Origin of the sequence: Aeromicrobium sp., from assembly GCF_036676885.1 — a bacterium.
Taxonomy (GTDB): Bacteria; Actinomycetota; Actinomycetes; order Propionibacteriales; family Nocardioidaceae; genus Aeromicrobium.
This window is the reverse complement of sequence record NZ_JAKFCB010000311.1, coordinates 1-9,809: the sequence shown is the minus strand read 5'-3', so window position 1 is coordinate 9,809 and position 9,809 is coordinate 1. Positions and strand designations below refer to the sequence as shown.

At 66.9% G+C, this 9,809-nt stretch carries 10 protein-coding genes, 1 tRNA gene and 1 pseudogene; 6 read left to right on the top strand and 6 right to left on the bottom strand.

Annotated features, from left to right (window positions below):
- The 3 genes and pseudogenes from V6M46_RS14455 to V6M46_RS14445 form a co-directional block, all read left to right on the top strand.
- Window positions 1–219 (top strand): annotated as a pseudogene (locus V6M46_RS14455) (MFS transporter); the annotation flags it as partial.
- A gap of 74 nt (window positions 220–293) precedes the next feature.
- Window positions 294–1,931: a helix-turn-helix transcriptional regulator gene (locus tag V6M46_RS14450; RefSeq protein ID WP_332666368.1), complete on the top strand. Its 1,638-nt coding sequence runs from the start codon at window positions 294–296 to the stop codon at window positions 1,929–1,931.
- 117 nt (window positions 1,932–2,048) lie between these two features.
- A complete protein-coding gene (locus tag V6M46_RS14445) occupies window positions 2,049–2,921 on the top strand; it encodes a class I SAM-dependent methyltransferase (RefSeq protein ID WP_332666366.1) in 873 nt (290 codons plus the stop codon).
- 1 nt (window position 2,922) lies between these two features.
- On the opposite strand, the gene V6M46_RS14440 is transcribed toward V6M46_RS14445, so the two are convergent.
- Window positions 2,923–2,995, bottom strand: a tRNA-Lys gene (locus V6M46_RS14440).
- A gap of 180 nt (window positions 2,996–3,175) precedes the next feature.
- On the opposite strand from V6M46_RS14440, the gene V6M46_RS14435 reads away from it, so the two are divergent.
- From V6M46_RS14435 to V6M46_RS14425, 3 genes are all read left to right on the top strand, one after another.
- A complete protein-coding gene (locus V6M46_RS14435; RefSeq protein WP_332666364.1) occupies window positions 3,176–3,328 on the top strand; it encodes a hypothetical protein in 153 nt (50 codons plus the stop codon).
- 85 nt (window positions 3,329–3,413) lie between these two features.
- Entirely contained in the window at window positions 3,414–4,031 is a 618-nt protein-coding gene (locus V6M46_RS14430; protein WP_332666362.1) for a DUF47 domain-containing protein, read from the top strand.
- 21 nt (window positions 4,032–4,052) lie between these two features.
- Window positions 4,053–5,045, top strand: a complete 993-nt coding sequence (locus tag V6M46_RS14425; RefSeq protein ID WP_442880527.1) for an inorganic phosphate transporter — start codon at window positions 4,053–4,055, stop codon at window positions 5,043–5,045.
- Window positions 5,046–5,144: 99 nt separating this feature from the next.
- Here V6M46_RS14425 and pstB read toward each other — a convergent pair whose 3' ends face one another.
- The 5 genes from pstB to V6M46_RS14400 all read right to left on the bottom strand — a co-directional run.
- The gene (gene pstB / locus V6M46_RS14420; RefSeq protein WP_332666359.1) at window positions 5,145–5,924 is read right to left on the bottom strand and encodes a phosphate ABC transporter ATP-binding protein PstB; all 780 of its coding nucleotides are present in this window, start codon (window positions 5,922–5,924) and stop codon (window positions 5,145–5,147) included.
- Window positions 5,925–5,943: 19 nt separating this feature from the next.
- Complete coding sequence (gene pstA / locus V6M46_RS14415) at window positions 5,944–7,008, bottom strand: phosphate ABC transporter permease PstA (protein ID WP_332666357.1); 1,065 nt, start codon at window positions 7,006–7,008, stop codon at window positions 5,944–5,946.
- Entirely contained in the window at window positions 7,008–7,958 is a 951-nt protein-coding gene (gene pstC / locus V6M46_RS14410) for a phosphate ABC transporter permease subunit PstC (RefSeq protein WP_332666355.1), read from the bottom strand. The genes pstA and pstC overlap by 1 nt, the downstream gene beginning before the upstream one ends.
- Before the next feature lie 105 nt (window positions 7,959–8,063).
- A complete protein-coding gene (gene pstS, locus V6M46_RS14405) occupies window positions 8,064–9,158 on the bottom strand; it encodes a phosphate ABC transporter substrate-binding protein PstS (protein ID WP_332666353.1) in 1,095 nt (364 codons plus the stop codon).
- 138 nt (window positions 9,159–9,296) lie between these two features.
- The coding region (locus V6M46_RS14400) for a SixA phosphatase family protein (RefSeq protein ID WP_332666351.1) at window positions 9,297–9,809 on the bottom strand (513 nt) is incomplete at its 5' end.

Below are 9,809 nucleotides of genomic sequence, written 5' to 3'. Positions count from 1 at the left end.
GTCAGTGACCGCTGGGGGACCGCCCGCTACGGGCACCTGAGTGCGATCCTCTCGGCGCCCATCCTGCTGGCATCTGCCATCGCGCCCTTCGCCGGTGCCGTCCTGGCGACTGCCACCGGCAGCCAGCGCGATGCGTTCCTCATCCTCGCCGCGATCGCGTTCGCCGCGTCGATCGGTGTGTGGGGAACGCGGACGCAGGTCGAACAGGCGGCGCGATGACGTGCATCCGTACGGACTGCCCAAGCGGCCCTTGATCAACCGCGAACAGCACGCGAAAGCGCGACACTGGTTTGGTGACGACGATCGATGTGCTGGAACGGGCTCGAACGTCCTTCGGCACGAGCTCATGGGGCGATGCGTACCGGCAGTTCGCGGCCGCCGATGCAGCGACGCCGCTCGAGCTGGATGATCTCGAGAAGCTCGCGCTCGCCGGGTATCTCTGCGGCCTCGATGAGGAGTCCACGCGCGCGTGGACTCGTGCCCACCACGAAGCCCTCCGCCGCAACCATCCGGAGCGTGCCGCCCGGAACGCGGTGCAGATCGGAGCGGGCCTGTTGTTCCGCGGGGAAGCCGCCCCAGCCATGGGGTGGTTCGCCCGTGGGGAACGGGTTCTCGAGGGCAGCGGCGACTGTGCAGAACGTGGGTGGGTGCGTACCTGGAACGCGTTTGTGCGGATGTGGGGCGGAGCGATCGAGAGCGCCCAGGACGACTTCACCGAGAGCGTCGCCGATGGCCAACGCTTCGACGACTCCGACCTCGTGACGCTGTCACGCCTCGGCCAGGGAATGTGCCTGCTCATGCAGGGCGAAGGTCCCTCAGGCCTGGCCCTGCTGGACGAGGTCATGGTCGGCGTCACAACTGGCGAGGTGTCGCCGATGTATGCCGGAATCACGTACTGCACGGTCATCGCCGGTTGCTCGGAGGTCTTCGACCTACGAAGGGCAAGGGAGTGGACGGCCGCTCTCACCCGATGGTGCGACGCCCAGCCCGACCTCGTGCCGTTTCGAGGCAACTGCCTGATTCATCGATGTGAGCTCATGCAGCTGGGAGGGGCGTGGCCCGACGCGATGGTGGCGGCTCAGCAGGCGTGCGACCTCCTCGCCGGAACGGTCGCTTGGGACACGCTTGGTTCGGCGTACTACCAGCTCGGAGAACTACAACGGCTGCGTGGCGAGTTTGCCGCTGCCGAGGAGAGCTACCGCAAGGCCAAAGAGTCGGGCCGCCCGCCCGAGCCGGGGATTGCGCTGCTCCGGCTGGCTCAAGGACGTCACGATGTGGCGGCCGCAGTCCTTCGCCGCTCGCTCGCCGAGATCCAGGAGCCGCCCGCCCGATCACGCATCCTCCCGGCATACGTCGAGACCATGATCGCTTCGGGCGACCTTGGCGCCGCCCGTGCAGGCGCAGAGGAGATCGGTCAGATCGCAGAAGCGATGGGTGCTCCCTATCTTCGCGCTGTGGCCGGTTCCGCGGCGGGAGCGGTACTCCTTGCGGAGGGCGACGCGCGATCGGCGCTGCGCCGCCTCCGTGTTGCCGGATCCGCGTGGCGCGAGCTGGACGCCCCATATGAGGCTGCGCGCGTTCACGTCCTCATCGGGCTGGCGTGTGCCGCGCTGAATGATCCCGAGACCTCCACATCGGAGCTCGCCGGCGCATGCCGCGTGTTCGAGAAACTGGGCGCGGCGCCGGACCGTGATCGTGTCGATGTCCTGATGGGTCGAGGTCCGCACAGCCATGCGGCTGGCGGTCTGTCGGCGCGTGAGGTCGAGGTGTTGAGGCTGGTGGCATCCGGCGGGACCAATCGCGCTATCGCCAGGGAGTTGGGGCTCTCCGAGAAGACGATTGCCCGCCATGTCCACAACGTGCTCACCAAGCTCGGTGTGCCCTCACGCGCGGCGGCCACTGCCTACGCCTACGAGAACGGTCTGATCTGAGCCGTCTACACACAACTGGCCATGCCTTCGAGCAGACAATGCACCGTTTGGCCGAAGCCATCCGCTTCCTGCCTGCCTAGCGTCTTGTTCCGTAGCACCAGCGCGAAGGAGACGGACATGACTGACATCAAGCACGAGACGGCAGGACAGGACGAGCACGTGGCGCCTGTCGAGGCATGGGATGCGATCGCCGCACAGTACGACGAGCACGTTGCCCCGGGAGAGGCTGACCTGGCAACAGCCGCACTTCGCCTGGCCGGACTTCAGGCGGGCGACACCTTCCTCGACGTGGCGGCCGGGACCGGCGGCCTGAGTCTTCCGGCCGCACGGCTCGGCGCCGAGGTGCTGGCGACCGACTGGTCACCGAAGATGATCGAGCGCTTCGAAGCGCGGGCCAGGGTCGAAGGCCTCGAGGTCGAGGGTCGGGTGATGGACTGTCATGCGCTCGACCTCCCCGACGACAGCTACGACGTCGTCGGCTCCCAGTTCGGTGTCATGCTCGTGCCGGATCAGGCCCGGGCGCTACGCGAGATGGTTCGGGTCACCAAGCCGGGCGGACACGTTCTCCTGATCGCGTATGGAGACGTGGCAAGGTTCGAGGCGTTCCACGTCTTCCTCAGTGCGATTCAGGCTGTGGTCCCCGATTTCGAAGGTCCTGCCGAGGACGAGCCGATGCTCGAGTTCCAGGTCGCCGACCCCGAAGTCCTGCGGCAGCGCTTGATCGACGCTCGGCTCACCGACGTCACGGTTGACATTCGCCACGAGGAGCGCATCACGGTTCGTACCGGACAGCAACTGTGGGACTGGACCGTCGGCAGCAACCCGATCCCCGGGATGCTGGTCGCCGATCTCACCGACACGCAACGCGCCGACATCCTCCGGGTGCTCGACGGCATGCTTCGTGAGCGCGGCGACGGAGACGGCTCCGCCGTGCTGACCGCGCCCCTCAACATCGGCGTCGGCACGAAGCAAGGCGCGGTTCCGGAATGAGTGGGCCCCGTGGGACTCGAACCCACAACCCGCGGATTAAAAGTCCGCTGCTCTGCCAATTGAGCTAGAGGCCCGCGCCGTACGACGCGCGTACACAGTCTGCCAGTGCGCTGAACGGTTCGTTAAACCGGAAAGGGGGTGCGCTGTGTGGAGCGACCCGATAGCCTCGACGCATGGGGAGGACGACCCTGATCGTGGCGAGCCACGATCAGGCAGACCGCGTAGTGCAGATCGACGCAAGATGGAGTGCCTTGATGCCGGAGCCCCTGGACAGTCGCCTCCGCGACGACGAGGCACTCGACGAGATCGAGCTGACGAGTCGTCTGATCATCGCGGCTTCATCCAAGGACGGGCACCTCTCACAGCGCGAGGTTGACGAGATCCTCGGCATCGCCAAAGCGGGTTGACGCCTGAGGGGCACCGCGATTCACACTCTGGAACGCCGTGCCTCTAGCATGGGCGTGGCCTACCCAGCATTGACAGGAGCTAGTCGTGCGTTTTCGCATCCGACCGGTTGAGACATCGTTTTACGATCTGTTCTCAGAAATGGCAAACCACCTCGTGAACGGCGCCGACATCTTGGCGCAGATGCTCGACGCGGAGACCGACAAGGCCGCCCTGGGCGAGCAGATGCGTGAAGCAGAGCATCAGGCCGACGAGACGACCCACGCGATCATCAAGCGGGTCAACTCGACGTTCATCACCCCGTTCGACCGCGAGGACATCTACCGACTGGCGAGCAGCCTCGACGACGTCATGGACTTCATGGAGGAGACCGTCGACCTCGTCAACCTCTACGAGCTCGGCGACCTGTCGACCGAGTTCGCCCCGCAGGTCGAGGTGCTCCAGCGCGCGACGCAGCTCACCGCCGACGCGATGCCGCGACTGCGCACGATGAAGGACCTCGACGAGTACTGGATCGAGATCAACCGGCTCGAGAACCAGGGCGATCGTTCCTACCGTCGCATCGTCGCCAACCTGTTCAGCGGCAGCTACAAGTCGCTCGAGGTGCTCAAGCTCAAGGACGTCACGGACTCGCTCGAGCACGCGATCGACGCCTTGGAGTCTGTCGCCAACACGGTTGAGCAAATCGCCGTCAAGGAGTCCTAGGCTGTGGACCAGACCCTGGCGATGGTCATCGCCGTTGTCGTCATTGCCTTGATCTTTGACTTCACCAACGGCTTCCATGACGCGGCGAACGCGATCGCCACGTCGATCTCGACGCGCGCACTGACGCCGCGCATCGCGCTGGCGATGGCAGCGGTCCTCAACTTCGTCGGAGCCCTGCTCGGTGTCGGTGTGGCCAAGACGATCCAAGGCATCATCGACATCAACACGGCACCGGGGGAGGCCTCCCATGCGCTGACGATCGTGCTGGCGGCGCTCGTCGGAGCCATCACCTGGAACATGCTGACCTGGTACTTCGGCATCCCCTCGTCGTCGTCCCATGCGCTGATCGGCGGTATCGTCGGCGCGGGCCTGGCCTCGGCCACGACCGTCGAGTGGGACACGCTGATCGAGAAGGTCGCGATCCCGATGGTGCTCAGCCCGCTTCTGGGATTCCTGGGCGCCTTCATCCTGATGACGGCGATCATGTGGATCTTCCGCCGTGCCAGCCCGCACAGGATCTCCCGTGGCTTCCGCCACTCGCAGACCGTGTCGGCTGCTGCGATGTCGCTCGGCCACGGCCTGCAGGACGCCCAGAAGACGATGGGCGTCATCGTCCTGGCCCTGGTCGCCGGCGGGTACGCCGATGGTGACGACGTGCCGCTGTGGGTCATCGTCGCCGCAGGCACCGCGATCGCCCTCGGTACGTACTCGGGTGGCTGGCGCATCATGCGCACCCTGGGCCGCCGCATCATCGACCTCGATCCGCCCAAGGGTTTCGCCGCCGAGGCGACGGCAGCGACCGTCCTCTACGGCATGGCGATCGGGCTGCAGGCTCCGGTCTCGACGACGCACACCATCACGTCGGCGATCATGGGTGCCGGTGCGACGAAGCGGTTCAGCGCGGTGCGCTGGGGCGTTGCCCAGGGAATCGTCCTGGCCTGGATCATCACGATCCCCGCTGCGGCGAGCGTCGCGGCGCTGACCTACGGCATCGCCCACCTGTTCCTGCCCTGATCTCGCGCGGGGCGCGGTCACTTCACCAGGCAAGCGTCCACTCCTTCAGGCAGATTCACCCAGAGAAGTGTCGGTTTACCAGGAGAACCTGGTAAACCGTCACCCGAACCGGCCCTGGATGTAGGCCTCGGTCGCGGGGTCGGTCGGGTTGGAGAAGATCGTCTCCGTACGACCGTGCTCGATGAGCCGGCCGGGCTTGCCGACACCCGACAGGTTGAAGAACGCGGTCTCGTCGGAGACGCGGGCCGCCTGCTGCATGTTGTGGGTGACGATGACGATCGTGTACTGCGACTTGAGCTCGTGGATCAGGTCCTCGATGACGCTCGTCGAGATCGGGTCGAGGGCTGAGCACGGCTCGTCCATCAGCAGGATCTCCGGCTCGACCGAGATCGCGCGGGCGATGCAGAGGCGCTGCTGCTGACCGCCCGAGAGGCCCGAGCCGGGGCGGTCGAGACGTTCCTTGACCTCGGCCCACAGGCCGGCGCTGCGCAGCGACCGCTCGACGATGTCGTCGGCCTCGGCCTTCTTCATGCGCTTGCTGTTGAGCTTCTGCCCGGCCAGCACGTTGTCGTAGATCGACATCGTGGGGAACGGGTTGGGGCGCTGGAAGACCATGCCGATCATCCGGCGTACGTTGACCGGGTCCATGTCGGCGCCGTAGAGGTCCTGGCCGTCGATCAGGACCTTGCCCTCGACACGCGCTCCGCGGATGACCTCGTGCATACGGTTGAGCGACCGGAGGAAGGTCGACTTGCCGCAGCCCGAGGGGCCGATGAACGCCGTGACGGACTTCGCCGCGATCGGGATCGTGACATCCTCCACCGCGAGGAAGTCGCCGTAGTAGATGTTGAGGTCAGAGACATCGATGCTCTTGGCCATGACAGAGTCCTTTCTGAACTCAGCGCTCGCCCTTGGGCGAGAAGAAGTAGGAGACGAGGCGGGCGATGAGGTTGAGCAGCATCACGATGATCAGCAGCACGAGCGCTGCGCCCCAGGCGCGATCGATGCTGAACTCGGGGGGGATGCCGGGGTTGCGCTGCGATGTGTAGGCGAACACCGGAAGCGTCGCCATGCGTCCGTCGAACAGGTTGAAGTTCACCGAGTCGGTCGCGCCCGCGATGATCAGCAGTGGAGCGGTCTCGCCGATGACACGGGCGATCGACAGCGTGATGCCGGTGACGATGCCGGCGAGTGAGGTGGGCAGCACGACCTTCGCGACGGTGCGCCACTTCGGCACCCCCAGCGCGTACGCGGCCTCGCGAAGCTCGTTGGGCACGAGCTTGAGCATCTCCTCGGTCGAGCGGACGAGGACCGGGATCATCAGCACCGACAGGGCGACCGAGCCGCCGATGCCCATGCGGACGCCCTCGCCGAAGAACAGCACGAACAGCGCGTACGCGAACAGGCCCGCGACGATCGACGGGATGCCGGTCATGACGTCGACCAGGAACCGGATCCAGCGGGCCAGTCGGTTGCCGTCGGCATACTCGACGAGGTAGATCGCCGAGAAGATGCCGATCGGGATCGAGATGACCGCCGCCGCGCCCGTGATCAGCAGCGTGCCGACCAGTGCCTGGTAGATGCCGCCGCCCTCGCCGACGACGTTGCGCATCGAGTACGTGAAGAACTCCGCCGACAGGACCTTGGTGCCCTTGCTGACGACGGTCCACAGGATGCTGAACAGCGGGAAGAGCGCCAGGACGAACGCCGAGGACACGAGCGTCGTGACGAGCCGGTCGGTCGCCTTGCGACGGCCCTCGACGGCCACCGACCACAGGGGCAGGCACATGCAGATGACCCAGGCGATCAGCGCGGCCTCGACAGCGTTGGCGCCGGCGACGTACGCGCCTCCGGCCGCGATCACGGCGGTCGCGATGACTGCCTTGGGTCCCCAGCTGGGCAGCCGGGCGCCGTAGAGCTCGCGCGCGATGTCGACGGGCGGGGGAGTGAGAGTGGTCGTCATCAGTTGGCTCCGGAGAATTCCTTGCGGCGGTCCACGATGGCCCGCGCCGCAAAGTTGACGAGGAAGGTGATCACGAAGAGCACGAGGCCGCTGGCGACCAGCGCGTTGACGGTCTTGCCGCTGGCCTCACCGAAGCTGAGGGCGATGTTGGCGGCGATCGTGCTCGGGTTGGTGCTGCTGATCAGGTTCGCGGTCACGGTGCCGACGCTGACCGAGAGCACCATCGCGACGGCGAGGGTCTCACCCAGGGCGCGGCCGAGGCCGAGCATCGCGGCGGACACGATGCCCGAGCGGGCGTACGGGAAGATCGCCAGGCGGGCCATCTCCCACCGGGTCGCGCCGAGCGCCAGGGCGGCCTCTTCGTGGAGGCGCGGCGTCTGCAGGAAGATCTCGCGGCAGATCGCGGTCATGATCGGCAGGATCATGACCGCCAGCACGATGCTCGCGGTCATGATGGTGCGGCCGGTCGCGGAGGCGGGCCCGGCGAAGAAGGGGATGAAGCCGAGGTGCTCGTCGAGCCATTCGTAGAACGGCACGAGCCGCGGCGCGAGGAATCCGATGCCCCAGAGGCCGTAGACGACGCTGGGCACGGCGGCGAGCAGGTCGATCAGGTAGCCGAGGCTCTGTCCCAGCTTGCGGGGCGCGTAGTGCGAGATGAACAGGGCGACCCCGATCGCGAGCGGCACGGCGATCACCATCGCGACGGTCGCGGCGATCAGCGTGCCGTAGACGAGCGGCCAGACGTACGGCAGGAAGCTCTTGCCGCTCTTGACCTCGTCGGGCGAGGCGGTGATGCCGGGGAGTCCCTGGACCGTGAGGAAGATCGCCACGCCGGCGAGGATCGCGAGGATGAGCAGCCCGGCACTGAGTGAGAGCCCGGCGAAGACGCGGTCGCCGGGCCGGCGGACCTGGGTGGTCGTGCCGGGAGCGGGAGCCTGCGTGCTGGTCACAGGTGATGCCTTTCGGGGAGGAAAGTCTCGGGCGACCCCGCTCCTTGAGCTTGTCGAAAGGACCTTCCGACAAGCTCAAGGAACGTATGGTCGCTCAAGGGGGATTCAGCTTGCCTTGATCGTGTCGATCGCGGCCTGGACCTTGCTGCTGAACTCCGACGAGAGCGGCGCGGAGCCCGCGGTCTCGGCGGCAGCAGCCTGGCCGTCGCTGCTGGCGACGTACGTCAGCCAGGCCTTGACGAGGTCGGCCGTGGCCTTGTCCGAGTACGTCTGGCAGGCGATCTGGTACGAAGCCAGGACGATCGGGTAGACGCCGGACTCGGCAGTCTTGCGATCGACGTCGACGGCGATGTCCGTCGGTCCGCGACCCTCGACCGGTGCGGCCGTGTCGAGAACCTTCGCCGCGGCTTCCGGCGTTGCGGCGGTGAACTCCTCGCCGACCTTGATCTTGGCCTGGCTGAGCTCGCCGGCCTGGCTCTCGTCGGCGTAGCCGATCGTGCCCTTGCCGCCGGTGACCGCAGCCACGACGCCCGAGGTGCCCTCGGCAGCCTCGCCGCCCTTGATCGGCCACGTCTCGACCTCGCCACCGGTCCAGCCGCCCTCGGACGCCTGGTCGAGGTAGTCGGTGAAGTTCTTGGTCGTGCCCGAGTCGTCCGACCGGTGAACCGGGGTGATGTCGCTGCTCGGCAGGTCGGCGTCGGGGTTGTCGGCCTTGATCGCGGCGTCGTCCCACTTGGTGATCTTGCCCTCGAAGATCGCGCCGACGGTCTTCGGCGAGAGGTTCAGCTCGTCGACGCCGTCGAGGTTGTAGATGACCGCGATGGGGCTGACGTAGACCGGGATCTCGACGATGTCGCTCTTGCAGGTCTCCTTGGCCGCGGCCAGCTCCTCGTCGTCCAGGTAGGCGTCCGAGCCGGCGATCGAGAGGCCGCCGGCGATGAACTGCTCGCGGCCGCCGCCCGAGCCGACCGGGTCGTAGTTGACCGTTGCGTCGGGGTTCGTGGTCTGGAAGTTCTTCTTCCACGCAGCCACGGCGGCTTCCTGGGCGCTGGATCCGCCGGCGTTCAGGGTCCCGGACACCTTGGTGCCGGTGTCGGAGCCAGAGTCATCGGATTCGTTCGCTGCACCGCAGGCGCTGAGGCCGAGAGCGAGTGCGAGCGCGGCCGCGGGGGCGGCTGTGCGCAGTGAGTTGCGGTTCACGGGGGTCCCTCTCTGGGATTCAAAGAATGCTTACGTCCCGTGACGCTATGAGCCGCAGGTGTATCGATGTCCGACCGTGGGTGAACGCGCGGTGAACGGTGATCTAACGGTGAAGGCGGCAGTCGGCGGTTTCCGCCGTCAGGGCAGCTTCTCGGTCGCGATGACCTTGCCCTTGCGGTGGTGGACGACGATGGCTTCGCCGGTAGCCAGCTGGTGCACATCCGTGCCGATCGCGTCGAAGATCCAGGGCAGCGTCGGGCGGTGCGAGCACAGCACGACGGGCTTCTTGCGGTCCAGCAGCGCCGTGACCGATCGGGTGACCTGGGCGGCTCGGGTGTCCTCGGCAAGCCGGTCGTCGATCTCGAGGAACGTGCTGATCGAGTGCGCGTACGGCTCGACGGTCTGCGCACATCGGACGGCCGGGCTGCTCACGACCCGGCGTATGCCATAGGCGCCGAGCAGCGGCACCAGTGCACGGGCCTGCTGGACACCGGCGGGCGTGAGCGGGCGCTGGAGGTCGTCCTTGTAGTCGGCGTGAGGCGCCGCCTTGCCGTGACGCAGCACGATGAGCGTGCGCGCGCGATGGCCCTGGCGCTCGCGCAGGCTGCGGAAGTCCTCGAGCACCTGGATGTCGTGCTTGTACGTCAGCAG

Excerpts from the sequence above, each read along its gene's own strand:
- V6M46_RS14445 (WP_332666366.1), top strand. The coding sequence starts at position 2,049 with ATGACTGACATCAAGCACGAGACGGCAGGACAGGACGAGCACGTGGCG.
- V6M46_RS14435 (WP_332666364.1), top strand. The coding sequence starts at position 3,176 with ATGCCGGAGCCCCTGGACAGTCGCCTCCGCGACGACGAGGCACTCGAC.
- V6M46_RS14425 (WP_442880527.1), top strand. The coding sequence starts at position 4,053 with ATGGTCATCGCCGTTGTCGTCATTGCCTTGATCTTTGACTTCACCAAC.
- pstB (WP_332666359.1), bottom strand. The coding sequence starts at position 5,924 with ATGGCCAAGAGCATCGATGTCTCTGACCTCAACATCTACTACGGCGAC.
- pstA (WP_332666357.1), bottom strand. The coding sequence starts at position 7,008 with ATGACGACCACTCTCACTCCCCCGCCCGTCGACATCGCGCGCGAGCTC.